This window comes from Stenotrophomonas sp. Y6 (genome assembly GCF_022436665.1).
Lineage (GTDB): Bacteria > Pseudomonadota > Gammaproteobacteria > Xanthomonadales > Xanthomonadaceae > Stenotrophomonas > Stenotrophomonas acidaminiphila_A.
In genome coordinates this window covers 313,724-333,017 of the sequence record NZ_JAKUKB010000003.1, presented here as the reverse complement: position 1 = coordinate 333,017, position 19,294 = coordinate 313,724, and the positions used below count along the sequence as shown (strand labels likewise).

The following is a 19,294-nucleotide window of genomic DNA, read 5'->3' as shown; positions in this document are numbered from 1 at the left end:
GCGCCGCGTGGCCGGCCCGGTACGTCGGTTTACCGCCCTCAGGCGGAGGTCAGCGCGAACCCCGCCTCGCGTGCCAGCCGGTCGTAGCCCGGGAACGAGGTGGCCACGTTGGCGACATCGTTGATCCGTACCTGCCCGCGGCTCAACTGGCCGGCGATGGAGAACGCCATGGCGATGCGATGGTCGCCATGGCTTTCGATGGTGCCGCTGCCGAGCACGCCGGGATGGACGGTGGCGCCGTCGTCGGTTTCGTCGACGCGCAGGCCGAGCGTGCGCAGCCCGGTCGCCATCGCCGCCAGGCGGTCCGATTCCTTCACCCGCAGCTCGGCGGCGCCGCTCACCACGATGGGGCCGTCGGCCGCGGCGGCGGCAATGAACAGCGCGGGGAACTCGTCGATCATGTCCGGCACCAGCGCCTCGGGGATCCGGACACCCTTGAGCGGCGCATGGCGCACGACCAGGTCCGCCACCGGCTCGCCGCCGTGCTCGGCAGGGTTCTCCTCGACGATGTCCGCGCCCATCAGCCGCAGCGCGGCCAGCAGGCCGGTGCGGCGCGGGTTGAGCCCCACCGAGCGCAGCCGCACCTGTGAGCCGGGAATGACGCTGGCGGCGACGATGAAGAACGCGGCCGAGGAGAAATCCGCCGGCACCGCGATATCGGTGGCGCGCAGCCGCTGGCCACCGCGCAGGCGTGCCCTGCCGGGTTCGAACTCGATCTCCACGCCGAACGCGCGCAGCATCCGCTCGGTGTAGTCGCGGGTCGGGTGCGGCTCGACCACGCTGGTTTCGCCGCTGGCATACAGGCCGGCCAACAGCAGCGCCGATTTCACCTGCGCGCTGGCCACCGGCAGCGCGTAGTCGATGCCGTGCAGCGGCTGGCCGCCGTGGATGCGCAATGGCGGGGTGCCGTCGTCGCGGGTGTCGATGCGCGCCCCCATCTGCGCCAGCGGGCCGGTGACGCGGCGCATCGGCCGCCGCGACAACGATGCGTCGCCGACCAGCACACTGTCGAACGGCTGCGCCGCCAGCAGCCCGGCCAGCAGGCGCATGCCGGTACCGGCGTTGCCGCAGTCCAGTTCGCCGTCCGGCGCCTTCAGCCCATCGACGCCCACGCCATGGACGATGCGCCGCGACGGCGACGGGGTTTCGAAGCGCACGCCCATGCGCGCGAAGATCGCCGCGGTGGCGCGGGTGTCCTCGCCCTCGAGGAAACCGTCGATGTGCGATACGCCGTCGGCCAGCGCGGCGAACATCACCGCGCGGTGCGACACCGATTTGTCGCCGGGAATGTCGAGCGTGCCCTGCAGGGGCTGGCCTTTGCTTGCGATCCAGTGGGGCTGGGAGGTCATGCGGGTCTCGTTGGTTGTGCGTCTGCCATGCCGGCGCAGGCCGCGCATGGCGTTGTCCATGCCGCCCTGGCCGGCAGCGGCGGTGCCAGGCGGCGGCCGGAAGGGGCGCGGAGTACCGTCCACGCGGCGGAGCGGGGTCAGCTCACGGCACCGCGACCGGATAGGAACCCAGCACCTTGATCTGCGCCGAATGAGCCTCGAGTTCGGCCAGTGCCGCCTGCATCGAGGCGTCCTCGATATGCCCGGCCAGGTCGATGAAGAACGCGTATTCCCACTTGGCCTGGTGCGACGGGCGCGACTCGATCCGGTTCATGCTGATGCCGTGGCGCGCGAACGGGCTGAGCACGTCGAACAGGGCGCCGGGCTTGTCGTGGATGAACACCAGCACCGAGGTGCGGTCGTGGCCCGAGGAAGGGAAGAACCGGCGGCCGATCACCAGGAAGCGCGTGGTGTTGTCCGCGTCGTTCTGGATCGGCTTGGTGACCACCTTCTTCAGCCCGTACACGTGGCCGGCACTCTCGCCGCCGATGGCCGCCGCGTCGTCGGCGTTGCGCGCGCGGCGCGCGCCCTCCGCGTTGCTGGACACCGGCACCTTCTCCGCCGCGGGCAGGTTGGCGCGCAGCCAGGCCGAGGTCTGCATGAACGACTGCGGGTGCGCGTAGACCCGCTCGATGTCCTCCAGCCGGCCGCTGCGCGACATCAGGAACTGCTGCACGCGCAGCTCCACTTCACCGCAGATCTTGAGGCTGGAGGTCAGGAACATGTCCAGGGTGATCTGGATCGTGCCCTGCCCGGAGTTTTCCACCGGCACCACGCCGAAGTCGGCGTTGCCCGCTTCCACTTCCTGGAACACTTCCTCGATGCTGGCCAGCGGCAGGCCCAGCGCCGAGCGCCCGAAATGCTTGAGCACGGCCTGCTGGCTGAAGGTGCCCTCGGGGCCGAGGTAGCCGATCTTCAGTGGTTCCTGCTGCGCCAGGCAGGCGGACATGATCTCGCGGAACACGTGCACCAGCAGCTCGTCCGACAGCGGGCCTTCGTTGCGGTCGACCACCATGCGCAGCACCTGCGCCTCGCGCTCGGGGCGGTAGTAGTCGACGGCGGCGGCGAGCTTGCCCTTGGCCTTGCCGACCTGGTGCGCGAACCGCGCGCGCTCGGCGATCAGCGACTGGATGCTGCGGTCGATCTGGTCGATCTTGGCGCGCACGTCGGCCAGCGCCGGCGGCGCGGCCGCCGCTTCGGCGGCGCGCGCCGGCGGCTTGTCTGCGGGGGTCTTCTTCGGCTTTGCGGCCACGTTGCCTTCCTCGATGACGTCTGCTTTCCGCCGCCCGCGGGCGGCGGCCTGTGGGTTCAACCGTTGCGCTGCTGGAAGTCGCGCATGAACGCCGCCAGCGCCTGCGCGCCTTCCAGCGGCATGGCGTTGTACAGCGAGGCGCGGATGCCGCCGACCGCCTTGTGGCCCTTGAGCGCGAGCAGCCCGGCGGCCCTGGCCTCGGCGACGAAGCGCGCGTCCAGCTCGGCGCTGGGCAGGAAGAACGGGATGTTCATGCGCGAGCGCACGGCCGGCGCCACCTGGTTGCGGTAGAAGCCGCCCGACTGGTCGATGGTGGCGTACACCAGCGATGCCTTGGCGGCGTTGCGGCGCGCGAACTCGGTGGTGCCGCCCTGCGCCAGCATCCACTTCACGGTCAGGCCGAGCAGGTACCAGTTCCAGGTCGGCGGGGTGTTGAGCATGGAGTCGCGCGCGGCGTGCGAGCGGTAGTCGAAGATGTCCGCGCGCGGCTGCCCGGCGCGCTCGAGCAGGTCGCGGCGGATGATGACCACGGCGATGCCGACCGGGCCGAGGTTCTTCTGCGCGCCGGCGTAGATCACGCCGTAGCGCGTGACATCGATCGGCTCGGAGGCGATCGACGAGCTGAAATCGGCCACCAGCGGCACCGCGCCCACGTCCGGCGCATCGCGGAATTCGACGCCATGGATGGTCTCGTTGGCGGTGATGTGCACGTAGGCCGCGGCGTCGGACAGCCGCCACTGCGCGCGCGCGGGGATGTCGCGGAAGCCATCGGCCTCGCCGTCGGCGGCGATGTTCACGTCCACGTACGGCCGCGCCTGCTTGACCGCGGTCTTGCCCCAGTGCCCGCTGACCACGTAGTCCACGCGCTGCCCCGGCGCGGCCAGGTTCAGCGGCAGCAGCGCCTGCTGGGTAGTCGCGCCGCCGCTCAGGAACAGCACGGCGTAGTCATCGGGAATGCCGACCAGGGTGCGCAGGTCGGCTTCGGCCTGCGCCGCCACCTGCATGAAGTCGGCGCTGCGGTGGCTGATCTCGACGATGGACGCGCCCACGCCGTTCCATTCCAACATTTCCGCCTGCGCCTGGCGCAGGACCGATTCCGGCAGCGTCGCGGGGCCGGCACTGAAATTGAACGCGCGCGTCATGTCACACCTGTCCGAGGGGAACCCCAAGTATGCCGCAGCGCAACAGGCTTTGGGGGCGCGGAAAAAGTTGCATCTGCAGCCAATTCGCGGGGCCGCGCGTGGCGCGATGGCGCGGCCGCCATGCGCGGCCGCCGGGGTGGTTCAACGGGCGCCGAACAGCAGCAGTGCGCTGATCGCAGCGCCCAGCAGCAGCGCGCTGAGCAGCAGCCAGGGCCAGCGCCGCGCGCGCGGCCGGGTGTCGTCCGTGGCGGTCTCCGGCTCCACGCCGGGGCTATCGGGCGCCGTGGAGAACGCGGCCGCGTGGACGTCCAGCGGCACTTCCAGCACGAAACGCTGGTTGCCTTCGAACACCACCTGGTCGCCCCCCTGCAGCCAGCAGTGGCGAACCGCGACGCCGTTGACCCGGCATCCCTCCGGCGAACCCAGGTCGCGCAGCAGCACCCGGTCGCCATGGCGCTCGAACCGCGCCTGCCGCTCGGGAAAGGCCGGGTCGTCGATCACCACGTCGGCGCTGCCGTCGCGGCCGAGGGTGCGCGGCCGGTCGAGCGGGTAGCAGCGGCCGTGGTGGCGGCCACCGACGCCGCGCAGCAGCACGCGCAGGTCGTCGCCGTGGTCGCCGCCCGCGGCCGGCGGCTGGGCGACGGCTTCGCACTCGCCGCGCAGTAGCATCTCCACGCCGTCGGCATAGACCGAATCCCCGGCGCGCAGCAATGCCATGCGCCGCACCGGGCGGCCATTGACGTGGATGCCGCGGCTGCCGCTGGCCACCTGCAGCCAGACCCCGCGCTCGTCGGTGCAGAAGCGGGCCAGCAGCAACGGGCCGACGCTGTCGTCGCCCAGGCGGACCTGCCCGCTGGCATCGCGGACGATGCGCTGCACCCCCGGCGCTAGGGGCTGATCCGGTTGCTGGCGATTGCTGAAATGGACTTGCAGGGTGCGCACCGGCGGCAGCCTAGCAGGTTGGCAGAGCGTGCAGAAGCCGGACACGGGGCTTGGACTGTGGCGCGCCGGTCCGCACAATGCCGCACCCGCGTTCCACGCCCGATTGCCAGGAGCCCCGCATGTCCACCATCGATATCCGCCATGCCCACCCGCTGACCGACGAGCGGGCCCGCGACGCCATCGCCGAGGTCGCGCGGAAGCTGCAGGAGCGCTTCGACGTGAGTGCGCGCTGGGAGGGGGACAACCTGCATTTCGCCCGTTCCGGGGTCGACGGAGTGATTGAACTGTTGCCGGGCGCGGTCCGGGTCAAGGCCGAGCTCGGCTTCCTGTTGTCGGCCATGAAGGGCACGGTGGAATCGGAGATCCGGCGGGTGCTGTCCGAAAAGCTGGGCTGAACGGCCGGCACGGGCGCCGCTTCCATCACGCCGCGCTTGCGCCGCCGGCGCTACGGTGGTCCCCGCTCGCCGCAAACGGAGGAACACCCGCAATGACTACCCATGAACACCGCAATCCGGGCCACGAGCCGGGCGCGACCGCGCAGGAGCGTGGCGCCCGCGGCGGCCGCACGCTGGGCGGCTCGGCGCAGCAGGTCTGGCTGGCCGGGCTTGGCGCGCTGTCGCGGGCCCAGGCCGGCGGCAGCCGGCTGTTCGAATCGCTGGTCCGCGAAGGCGAGTCGATGGAGGCCCGCAGCCGCGAGGAATCGCCGCGCGGCGAAAGCCTGCGCGATTCCGTGGAGAACACCCTGGGCAACGCCCGCGAGCGCGCGGCCGGCACCTGGGACCGGATCGAAAAATCGTTCGAGGACCGGGTGCAGCGGGTGCTGCGACGCATGGACATTCCCAGCCGCTCGGACATCGAGGCACTCAACGCACGCCTGGACGCGCTCAATGCGCGCCTGAACCGGGCCGAAGCGCAGGCCAGCACCCGGCCCTCCCCCGACCAAGCGTGATGTTGCAAAGCAACATCAACTGAGCAAGAATCCCTACACCCGCCAGCAGTACCGCGCCGTTTGTCTCCCTCCCCTCACGGCGCCGGATGGCGGGTTTTTTGTGCCCGTTCCCCAGGCCGTGGCGCCTGCCCTGCGCCGCGAACGGGGGGAGCCGGCAGCGGCACGCTCAGCGCACGATCAGGTCGATCAGCCACTGCGCCTGCCGGTAGGGCGGCTTCAGCAGGTCGCCGCCACTGCGCCGCGCCTGCCACAGGATCGGCAGCTGCTTGCTCATCGCGTCGAAGCCGGCGCGGCCGTGGTAGGCGCCCATCCCGCTGGGCCCGATGCCACCGAACGGCAGGTCGTTGATGGCGAAATGGAACAGCGTGTCGTTGACACAGACGCCGCCGGCCAGGGTGGCACCCAGGATCCGCTCCACCTGCGCACGGTCGTGGCTGAACGGGTATAGGGCCAGCGGCCGGTCGTGCGCGTTGACGTAGGCGATGGCCTCGTCCAGCGAGCGCACGCTGCGGATCGGAAACACCGGGCCGAAGATCTCTTCCTGCATCACCGTGGCGTCATCGCCCGGCTCCAGCACCAGCGTCGGCGGGAACAGCCGCTGCGCCGGATCGGCCTGGCCCAGTTCGATCACCTCCAGGCCACGGGCGCGGGCGTCGTCCACGTAGCCCTGCAGGCGCGCGTACTGGCCGGCGTTGATGATGCGGCTGTAGTCGTCGTTGCCGGCCAGGGCCTGGCCATAGCGCGCACGCACCTGCGCGCGCAGCGCCTGCACCAGCGCGTCGCGCCGCGCCGCGCCCACCAGCACGTAGTCCGGGGCGATGCAGGTCTGCCCGCCGTTGAACCATTTGCCGGTGGCCAGGCGCGCGGCGGCCAGCTCCAGCGGATAGTCGTCGCAGACGATCGCCGGCGATTTGCCGCCCAGTTCGAGGGTCAGCGGGGTCAGGTTCGGCGCGGCGGCCGCCATCACCTTGCGCCCGACCGCGGTGGACCCGGTGAACACCAGGTGGTCGAACGGCAGCGCGGCGAACGCGGCGGCGACCTCGGCAGCGCCCTCGGCGATGGCCACGCGCCCGTCCGGGAACACCTCGGCCAGCAGCTCGCGCAGGAATGCGCTGGTGCGCGGGGTGTGTTCGGAGGGCTTCAGGTAGACGTGGTTGCCGGCGGCGATGGCGGTCGCCAGCGGGATCAACGCCAGATTGACCGGGTAGTTCCACGGCGAGATCACGCCGACCACGCCGACCGGTTCGGCGCGGATCTCCGCGCGCGCCGGCAGGAACCGCCAGCCCACGCCGACCCGGCGCGGCTTCATCCAGCGGCGCAGGTGCCGGCGCAGGTGGTCGATCTCGTTGAGCACGGCCATGCCGTCGGCGATGCGCGACTCATGCAGCGAACGATGGCCGAAATCGGCGGCGATGGCCTGCGCCATCGCGTCCAGCCGCCGTTTCAGGGCCTGGCGCAGGCGCAGCAGGTCGGCGCTGCGCTGCGCGCGATCCGGCTTGCGCGCCTGCCAGGCCGCGCGCAGGCGGTCCAGGGTGGGGCGCAGTTCGGCAATGGGCGTGGTGGTGGTGTCCATGGGCTCGAGTCTAGAGGCTGCGCCGCGACCGGCGCGAGCGGCGGTTGCATCGGGCGGCATGCCGGGGCTGCGGGGGGCCGCTGCCGCACCCGCGCCCCGGCCGGCTCAGAAGCGGTACATCAGTTCCATGCCGTAGAACCGCGGCTCGCTGATGCCGGCCGCGGTGGTGCCGACCACCGTGGTGCCATAGGTATACAGGCCGTTGACATAGCGGTTGTCGAAGACGTTGTTGGCGTAGGCCGCCACGCTCCAGTGCGTGGACGGCGAGCGCCAGCGCAGGTATAGGTCGGTGCGGTTGCGCTCCTCGCCGATGCTGAAGGCCGGGTAGCGGCCGCAGTTGCCCTGGCTCAGCGAACCGGCGTTGCAGCGCGCGCTGCCGCCATACGCGTGGCGCGCCGACAGCGTCAGCTCGCCATGCGCGCCCAGCGGCACGGTGTAGGCGGCGCCAGCGGCGAAGGACAGGCTCGGCTCGCCGGTCGGCTGCCCGTCGAGGTCGATCCCCTCGGGGGTGACGTAGTTTTTGTAGGTCGAGTCGATCCACTCGGCGGCGACATCCACGCTCAGCCGGTCGCTGGCCTGCCAGCGCGCGCTGAAGTCGATGCCGCGCGCGGCCAGGTCGCTGGTGCTGACCATGTAGCGCGGGATCTCGGACGTCGTGTCCAGGCGGATCGCCTGGCGGTTGTCGTAGACATAGTGGAACACCGACGCCTCGTACTGGATGCGCAGGTCGCGCAGGTCGCGCTTGATGCCGGCCTCGAAGTTCCACACGCTTTCGTTGGCGAAGCTGGCGCCCGGCGAGAACGCGTTGTAGCCGCCGGCCTTGTAGCCCTTGGCCACCGAGGCGAACAGCATGGTGTCGGCCGACGGGTGATAGTCGACGACCAGCCGCGGGCTCCAGTCGCTCCAGGCGTGGCGGGCGCGGTTGGTCACGCCCTTGTTGGCCATCGACACGGGGTCGCTGAACGCCAGGTCGAAGCCCGCCAGGAACGCCGCGTCGATCGCGATCAGGCCATCGCCATCCCCGTCCAGGGCGCACAGGCCCAGCACCGCGCAGGGCAGTGGCTGCGGCAGCACGCCGTACTGCTCCAAGGTCTGCAGCGCCTGGTTGAGGGCGTCGGCGCGGTGGTGGTCGTTGAACCAGGTAAAGGCCTTGCGGTCGCGCGTATAGCGCAGGCCCAGGGTCAGGTTGAGGGTGTCGGTGGCATGCCAGATCACGTCACCGAACACCGCGTAGGCGGTCGAATCGAGCGTGTTGTCGTAGGCTTCGCGCCACGGATGGCCGAACAGCTGCACCGGGATGCCGTAGTAGTCGGCCGCGTCCTGCAGCATGCCGAACAGGGGCAGGCCGTACAGTCCGGCGGCGGCGGTGTTGATGCTGTCGCTGGTCAGGTCGACCACGCTGGACTGGCTGGCCTTTTCCTGGAACCAGCTGGTGCCGGCCACCCAGTCCAGTCGCCCGCTGGTGCCGCTGAACTTGAACTCCTGGTACCAGGTGGTGTTGTCCTCGATGTTGATGGTGTCCAGGTACAGCTCGCGGCGGCGGGTGCCGTCTTCCTCGGCGCGGTTGTAGGTGTCGAAGCTGCGCCAGGCGCTGGTCGACACCAGGTGGCCCCATTCGAACGCGTGGTCCAGGATCAGCGTCGCGCCATCGAAGGTGCGGGTTTCGTTGTTGTCCACCACGTCGGTGTAGGCGGCGTGGCCGACCGGGTCCTGATAGCCGGCCGGGTCGGCGGGCACCGGTGGCACGCCCGGCGCCGGCGGCAGCGCGACGATGCCGATCGCCGGGCGCGAGCGCTGGTCCAGGTCCTCGTGGTCCCAGCTCAGCAGCATCTGCGTGTTGTCGCCGATGTCCCAGCGCAACGCGGCGCGCGCGGCCCAGTTGCGGCCGTCGTCCAGCGGCCGGCCGGTGGCGGCGTCCCTGATCCAGCCGTCGCTGCGGCTGTCCATGGCATTGAGGCGGAAGGCCACGGTGTCGCCGGCCGGCAGGTTGAGCATGCCATCGACGTACTGCTTGCCATGGTTGCCGAGGCGTACCCGCGCGCGGCCTTCAGGCGTGTCGCCCGGGCGCTTGGTCACGATGGACACCGCGCCGGCGGCGGTGTTGCGACCGAACAGGGTGCCCTGCGGCCCCTTCAGCACCTCGATGCGTTCCACGTCCAGGAACGGCAGCACGGTGCCGCCGCCGCGGCCGGCATAGACGCCGTCGACATAGACGCCGACCGTGGGGTCGGTGCCGATGCCGAAGTCGCCGGTACTCAGCCCGCGCAGCTTGAAACTGGCCTGGGTCGGCTGGTCGTCGCTGATCGACAGCCCGGGGACGAAGCTGTCCAGGTCGCCCAGGTTCTCGGCCATGGTCTGTTCGATGACGTTTTCGCCGACGACCTGCAGGGCGATGGGGACGTCCTTGAGTTCCTGCTCGCGGCTCTGCGCGGTGACCACGATCCGGTCCAGCTCGACCGCCTCCGGCGGCGGGTGCTGCGCCTGCGCCTGCACGGCCAGCGCCGGCGTGGCCAGCAACGAGGTCAGCAGCGCCCTGCGGACGCCGCGCGACAATCTGTTGTACGTCATCGCGTTCCCCTTTCCCATGTGAGTTGCCCCCTTGCGACCCGGGACGCGGCACGGCCAGCACCGCCGGTTCCCGGTGTGTGCCCCGTCCGGCGCTAGGCGCCGCAGTCCTGCGCGGCCATCGCCGCGATCCACTGCCGTATCAGCGCCACGCCCTCCTCGTGGACAAGCGCGCGCCCCAGTTCCGGCATCATCACGCCCGGGTCGGTGCTTTCCATCCGGTAGGTCAGGATCGAATCGTCCGGCGCGCCGGGCACGATGTCCCAGGCCCGGTTGCCGGTGCCCTGCCCCGCGGCGATCGGCAGTTTGCAGCGGCCGATGCGCAGCGGATCGTGGGTGTTGGCATCCAGCCACATGCCCGAGGTGCGGGCCGCGCCCTTGTCGCTGTGGCAGTGCCCGCAGTTGATGTCCAGGTACGCGCGGGCGCGCGCTTCCAGCGGCGCCTGCGGGTCGTTCCAGGCAACGTTGCGCGGCAGCGTGCCGGCCGGCACGTCGACCAGCTGGCCGAGCGCCTGCCAGTGCCGCAGCTGGTTGGCCTTGCCGGAGGCGTAGGCGAAGTCGTGGTTCAGATGCCGCGCCTTCGGCCCGATCGGGGAAATCTGCCTGGACCTGAGGTCGGTGCCGTGGCAGCCGGCGCACTGGTTCTCGTCCGGCACCAGGTAGTCCAGCTGCTGCCGCCGGCCATCCGCACCGGCCAGGGTCAGCGGCACCAGGTCGCCGGTGCGCATCAGCCGCGCCTCGGTCTGCGCGTCGTTCCACACATAGGGCAATGCCAGCCAGCCCGAGGCACGGCGCACCAGCAGCCGCGTCTCCACCAGCCGCACCCTGTCCAGCGTCAGCCCGCCATCGGGCTCGGCGCCGGTGTCGGCGCTGCGCAGCACGGTGCCGTCATCGCCACGCGGGTAGTAGAACGTCTTGCTGATGATGGTGCCGACCGGGAAATCCAGCGCCCCGTCCGGCTGGTAGCGCGCGGCGCTGCCCGCCGGCATCCACACCGTGCGCAGCTTGTGCGCGTAGTCGGTGAACAGCGCCGAATCCAGGTCGTACGGCAGCACCCGCGCGTTGAGCCGCAGCCGGCCATCGGCCACGTACAGCACGTTCCACTCGGCCAGGCGCTCGGGCTGGCCGTCGGCGAAGAAGCGTACCGGCTCCGGCGCCGGGGCGCGGGCGCAACCCGCCAGCAGCAGTGCGGCCAGCGCCAGCAGCGGGCGATGCAACGGCATGCGCACCCCCTCAACCACGCTTCAGGTCGACCGCCGGCAGCGACGGCAGCGTGCAGTCGTAGGGCCTGGCGTCCTTGCTCGGGTTCTTGTAGCCGCCGGGGCCGTCGGCGTTGAGCACGCCGGAGACGTCGCGCAGGCAGATCTGCGGGCCTTCGGCGCGGCGCGGGTTGACGTAACCGTCGAACAGCACGTCCGGGAAGCTGCCGGTGAGGCCGTACATCGCCACCTTCAGCGCCTTGAAGTCCATCCGGTCGGGTGAATCGCCGCCACCGGACAGGCGGTTGCCGTGCACGTGGATCCGCTCGGGATACGGATCGAACGCACCGGAGGCCTTGTCGTCCTTGTAGCCGGTGGAATACACGCTGGACACGATGATGTTGGCGGTGCGGTTGCCGGCGATATCGTTGTCGAAGATCTCGATGTTGTCGTTGGAGTTGATCACCACGCCGCTGCCGGCCGGCACGCTGGCCACCGGCGTGCCCTTGGCGCCGAAATTGTCGTGGTTGTTCTCCACCACCTTGTTGCGGAACACCCGGATCGCATCGCCCTGCTGGGTCAGCGCCGGCATGTTGAACACCAGGATGCCGCCGGTGTTGCCGGTGGCCTGGTTGTCGTGGACGTCGGCGTTGATGGTGTTCTCGATCTCGATGCCGGCCACGTTGCGTTCGGCGCGGTTGTTGCGGACGATGACGTCGCGCGACTGGCCGACGTAGATGCCCGAGTCCGAGGCGCCGATGGTCACCGAGTCCTCGATCAGCACGTTCCTGCACAGCACCGGGTACAGGCCGTAGCCACCGTTGCTGGTGCTGGGCCCGCCGGTCCACTCCACCCGCACGCCGCGCACGGTGACGTTCTCGCACTGGCTGATCTTGAAGCCGTCGCCCTTGCTGTCCTCGATCGCCAGGTTCTCCAGGGTGAAGCCATTGGCGTTCACCAGCAGGCCCTCGGCGCCGGCCTTCTGCCCCTTGAAGCTGAGGATGGATTTGTCCATGCCCCTGCCGCGCAGGGTGACGTTGTCCACCCGCAGGCTGAGGCTGCGGTCGAAGCGGAAGGTGCCTTCGGGCACCTCGATCACGTCGCCGGGCTGGGCGTCGAGCAGCTTCTGCTGCAACAGCCTGGCGAAGCCGGCATCGCCGGGCGCCGTTGCCGGGGCCTCGGGAGTCTTCTGGCAAGCGGAGAGCAATAGCGCAAGTGCGCCGATCGTGCCGACAAGAATGCTGCGCTGCATGAATTCTCTCCCGTACGTGCTCGCCAAGTCTGGGCCGCAGTCTGGTGCGGCGGGGCACATTGCGCGAAGGGCATAAGCGGCATACAAAGGGGGGCAAACCGGACAATCGGAAGGACCTCGGATGCGTTTGACCACCGCAATCGGCGATGACCTGTCCTCCGCCGACCGACCGACCAACATCCTCTGCGGGCTGATGCAGTTCGCCGCCGAGAGGGCAATCGACTGCAGCGCCTGGTTCGCCGGCACCCGCCTGCAACCCGAGGAAATCAGCAATCCCGACACCCGCATCTCGTACCGCCAGGCGAGCACGGTGATCCGCCGCGCGCTGGCGGCACTGGCCGTGGAGGGCCTGGGCCTGGAGCTCGGCGGCCGCCAGAACCTGGGCAACTTCGGGCTGCTCGGGCTGGCGATGAAGACCGCCCCCGATTTCGGCGAGGCGGTGCGCGTCGGCCTGGCCTACCAGCGCAACAGCGGCGCGCTGATGGACATCACCCTGGCCGAGCATGGCGACGGCTGCGTGGCGGCGGTCGCCAGCGCGCCGGACGAAGCCCACGACCTGCAGCCGTTCCTGTGCGAGGAGCTGTTTGCAAGCGTGCTGCAACTGGTGCGCGAGCTGGTCGGCCCGGGGTTCCAGCCGCAGCGCCTGGAACTGGGCTACCCGGCGCCGCGCCATGCACAGCGCTACCGCGACCTGTTCGGCTGCGAGGTGCGTTTCGAACAGTCGCGGCATGCGCTGGTGATCGACCGGCGCTGGCTGGAGCTGCCCTTCACCAGCTACAACCCGGTGACCTCGAACCAGGTGATGACCCTGTGCCGCATGCAGATGGATGCGCGGCCGGTCTGCGGCGAGACCACCGCCGCGCTGGAAAGCCACCTGCGCACGCGCCTGCGCGAGAACCCGCAGATGGCAGAGATGGCCGCGGCGCTGCACCTGAGCGAACGCACCCTGCGCCGGCAGCTGGCCGAGGAAGGCACCTCGTTCAGCGCGATCCACGACCGCGTGCGCACTAAGCGGGCGATGGAACTGCTGCGCGACCCGACGCTGTCCATCGTCGCCATCGGTGGCCGGCTGGGGTTCAACGACGCCCGCGAGTTCCGCCGCGCGTTCAAGCGCTGGACTGGGCGCGCACCGAGCCAGGCACGGCGCGCCGGCGATTGAAGGCAGGCAGGGCCGCGGGTGCAGCGCACCTTGACGGATGCCGGCGGCAGGACGGACGACGCCGCGCATCACTGCGCGGCGTCGGTCCTGCCTCCATGGCCCGGCACCCAGCGCCGGGCGCGACCGCTCAGCCGCGCAGCTGGGCCAGCGCCTCGCGCGTCATCGGATCGGCGATCTCCACCGCCCCGCCCTGCAGCGCCGGCAACAGCTGGTTGGCCAACTGCTTGCCCAGCTCGACGCCGAACTGGTCGAAGGCGTTGATGCCCCACACCAGCGACTGCACGTAGACCGCATGCTCGTACATGGCCACCAGCGCGCCCAGCGCGCGCGGGGTGAGCGCGTCGAGCAGGATCAGCGTGCTCGGGCGGCCACCGGGATAGCGGCGGTGCGGATCGTCGCTGTCCTGGCCGTTGGCCAGCGCCTCGGTCTGCGCCAGCAGGTTGGCCAGCAGCGCCTGGTGGTTGAGCGTGTACGGGTCGTCGCCGCGCACGCAGCCGATGAAATCGGCCGGCACGATGCTGGTGCCCTGGTGCAGCGCCTGGAAGAAGCTGTGCTGCACGTCGGTGCCCGCCCCGCCCCACCACACCGGCACGGTGTCGGCTTCGACCGGGCTGCCGTCGAGCCGGACCCGCTTGCCCAGGCTTTCCATCACCAGCTGCTGCAGGTACGCCGGCAGCAGCGCCAGGCGCTGGTCGTAGGTCATCACCGCGTGGGTGGCGTAACCCAGCGCGTTGCGGTTCCAGATGTCGGTCAGCGCGTGCAGCACCGGCAGGTTGCGCTCCAGCGGCGCGCTGGCCGCATGCGCGTCCATTTCCGCGGCGCCGGCCAGCAGCTGGCCGAAGCGCTCGAAGCCGATCGCCAGCGCGATCGGGAACCCCACCGCCGACCACAGCGAATAGCGGCCGCCGACCCAGTCCCACATGGGCAGCACGCGCGCGGCGTCGATGTCGAACGTGCCGGCGGCGCGGTCGGGATTGGCGCTGACCGCGTACAGCCGGTCGCTGCCGCCCAGCCAGTCGCGCAGGATCGCGCCGTTGAGCAGCGTTTCCTGGGTGCCGAAAGTCTTGGAGATCAGGATGCCGGCGGTGGTGGCCGGATGGAGCGTGGCCAGCGTGCGCTGCATCGCCGCGCCGTCGACATTGGAGACGAAGTGCACGCGGAAGCGCGCGCCGCTGGCCGGGCGCAGCGCATCGGCCACCAGCCGCGGGCCGAGGTCCGAACCGCCGATGCCGACGCTGACGATGTCGGTGACGTTGCTGGCCTCCAGTGCCTGCACCAGCGCGCCCATGCGCGCCTGCACGGCCGCCGCTTCGGCATGCGCCGCCACCGCCGCGGGGGCATCGCTGGCAGCACCGCGCAACGCGCTGTGCAGCACCGCACGGTCTTCGGTCAGGTTGATCCGAGCGCCGCCGAACAGGCGCGCGAAGCCGCCGGCGACGTCGCGCGCGGCGGCCAGGTCCAGCAGTGCCTGCAGGGCGGCGCGGTCATATGTCTGCCGCGCGAAGTTCACGTACAACGGACCGACCTTGAACGCCAAGGATTTCACCCGGTCCGGCTCGGCGGCCAACAGCGAGGGAATACCCGTGCCCTGCAGACGCTGGGCGTGGGCGTGCAATGCGGTCAATCCGTTGTGCGTGGTCATGCGGCCTGTGTGGGGATGGAGTGGTTGGTGTGGGTGATGCGGTTGTTGCCGTCGACATACACCAGCTTGGGCTGGAAGCTGTCGGCCTCGGCCTCGCTCATGCCGGCGAAGGCGGCGATGATGATGATGTCGCCCACCTGCACGTGGCGCGCGGCGCCGCCGTTGAGCGAGATCACCCCGCTGCCGGCCTCGGCGCGGATGGCATAGGTGGAGAAACGCGCGCCGTTGGTCACGTCCCAGATGTGCACCTGTTCGAACTCGCGGATGCCGGTGGCTTCCAGCAGGTCGCCGTCGATCGCGATGGAGCCTTCGTAGTTCAGCTCCGAGTGGGTGACGGTGGCGCGGTGGATCTTGGTCTTGAGCAGGGAAAGTTGCATGGCGATGCCGGGAAACTGCGATAGAAAGCACGCAGTCTAGCACCGGCGGGGGCCCTTGCCCGCACTGCAACATGAGCGGCCCTGCCCGCCCGCGCGGGCAGCGAAATGGCGCCACGAGGGCGCCATTGCAGGACATCGGAGCGCATCGGCCGGGACAACGGCGGTCCCGGCCGGGGCGGGTCAGAACTCGATGTTGTCGATCAACCGGGTGCTGCCCAGGCGGGCGGCGACCAGGGCCACGCGGGCGCCTGCGTCCTCGCCCGGCTCGCCCAGGTCCGGCAGCCGCACCACCGCGTAGTCGACCTGGAACCCGGCCGCCTGCAGCCGTGCCGCGCCCTCGGCCTCGACCTGGGCCCGCGGGGTGCCGGCCCGGCTGGCGTCGCGCATGCCCAGCAGCACCTGGCGGATCACCGCGGCCTGCGGGCGGGTATCGGCGGTCAGGTACTGGTTGCGCGAGCTCATCGCCAGGCCGTCGTCCTCGCGCACGATGTCGCCGCCGACGATCTCGATCGGGAATGCTAGGTCGGCCACCATCTGCCGGATCACCGCCAGTTGCTGGTAGTCCTTGCGCCCGAACGCGGCCATGTCCGGCTGCACCTGGTTGAACAGGCGCGCGACAACGGTGCACACGCCGTCGAAATGGCCCGGGCGGTGGGCGCCCTCGAGCAGCGCGCTGACCCCCGGCACGTGCACCTTGGCCGCCAGCTCCACGCCGAACGGATACATCGATTCGACCGTGGGCAGCCAGAGCACGTCGCAGCCGGCCTGCTCAAGCCCGCTGGTGTCCGCCTCGGGGGTGCGCGGGTAGCGGGTGAAGTCCTCGTTCGGGCCGAACTGGGTCGGGTTGACGAATACGCTGGACACCACCCGGTCGGCGTGCCGGCGCGCCAGCGTGACCAGCGAATAGTGGCCGGCGTGCAGGTTGCCCATGGTCGGCACGAAGCCCACCCGCAGCCCCTGTCGCTTCCAGCCGCCGACGATGGCGCGCAGCCGGGAAAGTTCGGTGACGGTCTCGATCATGATGCGTACGCATGCTCCGCGTCGGGGAAGGTACCGGCGCGGACCGCGTCGGCGTAGGCGCGGACGGCGCCGGCCACCGAACCGCCTTCGGCAAGGAAATCCTTGACGAACTTGGGCCGGCGGTGGCCACTGTCCAGGCCGAGGAAATCGTGCATCACCAGCACTTGGCCGTCGCAGCCGGGGCCGGCGCCGATGCCGATGGTGGGGATCGCCACGTCGGCGGTGACCTGCGCGGCCAGCGGCGACGGCACGCATTCGAGCACCAGCAGCGCGGCGCCGGTGGCGGCCACCGCGCGGGCGTCGGCCCGCAGCCGCTCGGCGGCTTCGCCGCGCCCCTGCACCTTGAAGCCGCCCAGGGTCAGCACCGACTGCGGGGTCAGGCCCAGGTGCGAGCACACCGGGATCTCGCGCTCGACCAGGTAACGGATCACGTCCAGCTTGAAGCCGGCGCCCTCGATCTTGACCATCTCCGCGCCGGCGCGCAGCAGCTGCAGCGAGGCCTCGAACGCACGCTCGGGGGTGGCATCGGCGCCGAACGGCAGGTCGGCCACCAGCAGCGCGCGCTGCAGTACCCGCGCCACCGCGGTGGTGTGGTAGGCGATGTCGGCCACGGTGACCGGCAGGGTCGAATCATGCCCCTGCACCACCATGCCCAGCGAATCGCCGATCAGGATCAGGTCGACCCCGTTGGCATCGAACGTGCGGGCGAAACCGGCGTCGTAGGCGGTCAACATCACCAGCTTCTGGCCATTGCGCTTGGCCTCGGCCAGCGCCGGGACGGTCCAGGGCTTGCTGTCTGCGTGGGTGCTCATGTGGGGATAACGATCGGTGATGAGCCGCGCATTATCCCCCTATCGGCGTGATACCGCAGGTTTCGATGGCAGCCAGCGCGCCACGCACCGTTCCATGGCCGGGAATCACCGCCTCCGGCGCCACCTCGGCCAGCGGCAGCAGGGCGAAAGCGCGCTCATGCAGGTGCGGATGCGGCACCTTGAGCTGCGGCAGGTCGATCACCTGCGCCGCGTACAGCAGCAGGTCCAGGTCGAGCGTGCGCGGGCCCCAGCGCTCGCCGGCCATGCGCACGCGGCCGAACGCCTGCTCGGTCGCCAGCAGGCGCTCCAGCAGGGCCGGCGCCGGCAGCGTGGTCTCCAGCGCCACCGCGGCATTGATGAAATCCGGCTGGTCCTCGTTGCCCCAGGCCGGGGTGCGGTACAGCCGCGACGCGGCCAGCAGGCGGCAGCCCGGCAGCGTCGCCAACGCCTGCACCGCCGCACGCACGGTGGCCGGCGCATCGCCGAGGTTGGCGCCCAGGCCCACGCACGCCATGACCATGGCGCTTACTCGCCCGCGGCGGCGCTGCTGCGGCGACGGCGGCGGCGACGCCGCGGGGCCGCGCCCTCCTCGGCAGCGCCCTCGGCCTGCAGCGAGTCCAGCGACGACTCCAGTTCGCGCCCGGACTGCTGCTGCGCCTCGCGCCAGAACGCGATGTCGGCGGCATGTTCACTGGACGCGGCCTGGCGCAGCACCAGGAAATCGAACGCGGCGCGGAAACGCGGATGGGTCAGGGTGCGGAACACGCGCTTGCGCTGGCGCGAGGCGAAGCGCGACTGCAGCAGCCAGATTTCCTGCATCGGCAACGAGAACCGGCGCGGCAGCGCGATGGTGGTGAGCTGGTGCAGGGTCACCCGGTCGGCGGCGCGGCGCTGCGCCTCTTCCGGCGCCAGCCCCTGCCGCTGCAGGGCGATCAGGGTGCGGCAGAACGCCGGCCACAGCAGCAGCGCGAACAGGAACGCCGGCGACACCGGCTCGTCGTTGGCCACGCGCTCATCGGTGCTGCGCAGCCCCTCGATCACGAAGCGGCGCAGGGCCCCGCTGCGGTTGCTCTTCAGCGCGGCCGCGCTCTCCGGGAACAGGACCGGCAGCAGGCCATGGCGCTCCAGGCCCTCGAAACTGGCCACGCCGTGCCCGGACAGGAACAGCTTGAGCACTTCCTCGAACAGCCGTGCCGGCGCCGCCTCTTCCAGCAGCCCGGCCAGGCGCGGGATCGGCTCGGCCGTGGCCGGCTCGATCCCGAAATCGAGCTTGGCCGCCAGCCGCACCGCGCGCAGCATGCGCACCGGGTCCTCGCGGTAGCGCTGCTCGGGGTCGCCGATCAGCTTCATGCGCCGCGCCAGCACGTCCTCGAAGCCGCCGACGTAGTCGCGTACCGAGAAATCCTCGATGGCGTAATACAGGGCGTTGCAGGTGAAGTCGCGGCGCACCGCGTCGTCCTCGATGCTGCCGTAGACGTTGTCGCGCACCAGCATGCCGTTCTCGACCTCGCGGTCGCCGCTGCCGTCGTCGATGTTGGCGCGGAAGGTCGCGACCTCGATGATCTCGCGGCCGAACACCACGTGCGCCAGGCGGAAGCGGCGGCCGATCAGCCGGCAGTTGCGGAACAGCTGCTTGATCTGCTCCGGCGTGGCATCGGTGGCCACGTCGAAATCCTTGGGCCGCCCCCCTACCAGCAGGTCGCGGACGGCGCCGCCGACCAGGTAGGCACCGAACCCGGCCTCGCGCAGGCGGTAGAGCACACGCAGGGCGTTGGGACTGACGTCCTTGCGCGAAATGGTGTGCTGGTCGCGCGGGATGACGCGCAGGGTGAACGGCGTTGTAACTGTGGAATTGATGTTGGCGATTCCGGTTGGGGTTGCAGGGTTGCCTGACGGCAAACAGGTGCATATACTAGCGCGCTCGCCGGACGCGACCAAACGCTCCCTTCGTCTAGTGGTTAGGACGTGGCCCTCTCAAGGCTAAAACAGGGGTTCGAGTCCCCTAGGGAGCGCCAACTCCGT

The 19,294-nt window shown here is 70.6% G+C and carries 17 protein-coding genes and 1 tRNA gene; 4 read left to right on the top strand and 14 right to left on the bottom strand.

Translation table 11 applies throughout. The annotated features are described in order from the left end of the window. Positions 1–38 precede the first annotated feature (38 nt). The 4 genes from aroA to MKP15_RS04975 all read right to left on the bottom strand — a co-directional run bounded on the left by aroA (position 39) and on the right by MKP15_RS04975 (position 4,724). Positions 39–1,349, bottom strand: coding sequence for a 3-phosphoshikimate 1-carboxyvinyltransferase (gene aroA, locus MKP15_RS04990; RefSeq protein WP_240211984.1), 1,311 nt, complete (start codon positions 1,347–1,349; stop codon positions 39–41). Positions 1,350–1,491: 142 nt separating this feature from the next. Further along, complete coding sequence (pheA, locus tag MKP15_RS04985; RefSeq protein WP_161614095.1) at positions 1,492–2,640, bottom strand: prephenate dehydratase; 1,149 nt, start codon at positions 2,638–2,640, stop codon at positions 1,492–1,494. 56 nt (positions 2,641–2,696) lie between these two features. After that, entirely contained in the window at positions 2,697–3,782 is a 1,086-nt protein-coding gene (serC, locus tag MKP15_RS04980) for a phosphoserine transaminase (RefSeq protein WP_240211983.1), read from the bottom strand. A 141-nt stretch (positions 3,783–3,923) separates the two neighbouring features. Further along, entirely contained in the window at positions 3,924–4,724 is an 801-nt protein-coding gene (locus MKP15_RS04975; protein ID WP_240211982.1) for an FHA domain-containing protein, read from the bottom strand. A gap of 119 nt (positions 4,725–4,843) precedes the next feature. On the opposite strand from MKP15_RS04975, the gene MKP15_RS04970 reads away from it, so the two are divergent. Both MKP15_RS04970 and MKP15_RS04965 read left to right on the top strand, forming a co-directional pair. Then, positions 4,844–5,119 (top strand): polyhydroxyalkanoic acid system family protein, encoded by a 276-nt coding sequence (locus tag MKP15_RS04970; protein WP_240211981.1) that lies wholly within the window; start codon positions 4,844–4,846, stop codon positions 5,117–5,119. 92 nt (positions 5,120–5,211) lie between these two features. Then, the gene (locus MKP15_RS04965; protein ID WP_240211980.1) at positions 5,212–5,673 is read left to right on the top strand and encodes a phasin family protein; all 462 of its coding nucleotides are present in this window, start codon (positions 5,212–5,214) and stop codon (positions 5,671–5,673) included. Between the two features lie 166 nt (positions 5,674–5,839). Here the strand turns inward: MKP15_RS04965 and MKP15_RS04960 are convergent, their stop codons facing one another. The 4 genes from MKP15_RS04960 to MKP15_RS04945 form a co-directional block, all read right to left on the bottom strand. Next, positions 5,840–7,246, bottom strand: a complete 1,407-nt coding sequence (locus tag MKP15_RS04960) for a coniferyl aldehyde dehydrogenase (protein ID WP_240211979.1) — start codon at positions 7,244–7,246, stop codon at positions 5,840–5,842. Between the two features lie 105 nt (positions 7,247–7,351). Further along, positions 7,352–9,814, bottom strand: a complete 2,463-nt coding sequence (locus MKP15_RS04955; RefSeq protein ID WP_240211978.1) for a TonB-dependent receptor — start codon at positions 9,812–9,814, stop codon at positions 7,352–7,354. Between the two features lie 92 nt (positions 9,815–9,906). Then, positions 9,907–11,034, bottom strand: coding sequence for an SO2930 family diheme c-type cytochrome (locus tag MKP15_RS04950; protein ID WP_240211977.1), 1,128 nt, complete (start codon positions 11,032–11,034; stop codon positions 9,907–9,909). 10 nt (positions 11,035–11,044) lie between these two features. Next, complete coding sequence (locus tag MKP15_RS04945) at positions 11,045–12,262, bottom strand: parallel beta-helix domain-containing protein (RefSeq protein WP_240211976.1); 1,218 nt, start codon at positions 12,260–12,262, stop codon at positions 11,045–11,047. A gap of 121 nt (positions 12,263–12,383) precedes the next feature. Between MKP15_RS04945 and MKP15_RS04940 the strand changes: the two genes are divergently transcribed. After that, complete coding sequence (locus MKP15_RS04940) at positions 12,384–13,421, top strand: AraC family transcriptional regulator (protein ID WP_104939021.1); 1,038 nt, start codon at positions 12,384–12,386, stop codon at positions 13,419–13,421. A 127-nt stretch (positions 13,422–13,548) separates the two neighbouring features. Here MKP15_RS04940 and pgi read toward each other — a convergent pair whose 3' ends face one another. The 6 genes from pgi to pcnB form a co-directional block, all read right to left on the bottom strand. After that, positions 13,549–15,063 carry a glucose-6-phosphate isomerase gene (gene pgi, locus MKP15_RS04935; protein WP_240211975.1) on the bottom strand — a complete coding sequence of 505 codons (1,515 nt, stop codon included), beginning with the start codon at positions 15,061–15,063 and terminating at the stop codon, positions 13,549–13,551. Next, positions 15,060–15,440: an aspartate 1-decarboxylase gene (panD, locus tag MKP15_RS04930; RefSeq protein WP_104939022.1), complete on the bottom strand. Its 381-nt coding sequence runs from the start codon at positions 15,438–15,440 to the stop codon at positions 15,060–15,062. Before panD ends, pgi begins: the two co-directional genes overlap by 4 nt. A gap of 180 nt (positions 15,441–15,620) precedes the next feature. Continuing rightward, positions 15,621–16,460, bottom strand: a complete 840-nt coding sequence (panC, locus tag MKP15_RS04925; protein WP_104939023.1) for a pantoate--beta-alanine ligase — start codon at positions 16,458–16,460, stop codon at positions 15,621–15,623. Then, complete coding sequence (gene panB, locus MKP15_RS04920; RefSeq protein WP_240211974.1) at positions 16,457–17,272, bottom strand: 3-methyl-2-oxobutanoate hydroxymethyltransferase; 816 nt, start codon at positions 17,270–17,272, stop codon at positions 16,457–16,459. Before panB ends, panC begins: the two co-directional genes overlap by 4 nt. 31 nt (positions 17,273–17,303) lie before the next feature. After that, complete coding sequence (folK, locus tag MKP15_RS04915) at positions 17,304–17,792, bottom strand: 2-amino-4-hydroxy-6-hydroxymethyldihydropteridine diphosphokinase (protein WP_104939025.1); 489 nt, start codon at positions 17,790–17,792, stop codon at positions 17,304–17,306. A 5-nt stretch (positions 17,793–17,797) separates the two neighbouring features. Next, a complete protein-coding gene (gene pcnB / locus MKP15_RS04910) occupies positions 17,798–19,171 on the bottom strand; it encodes a polynucleotide adenylyltransferase PcnB (protein ID WP_240211973.1) in 1,374 nt (457 codons plus the stop codon). Positions 19,172–19,212: 41 nt separating this feature from the next. Here pcnB and MKP15_RS04905 point away from each other — a divergent pair. Beyond that, positions 19,213–19,287, top strand: a tRNA-Glu gene (locus MKP15_RS04905). Positions 19,288–19,294: the final 7 nt, after the last annotated feature.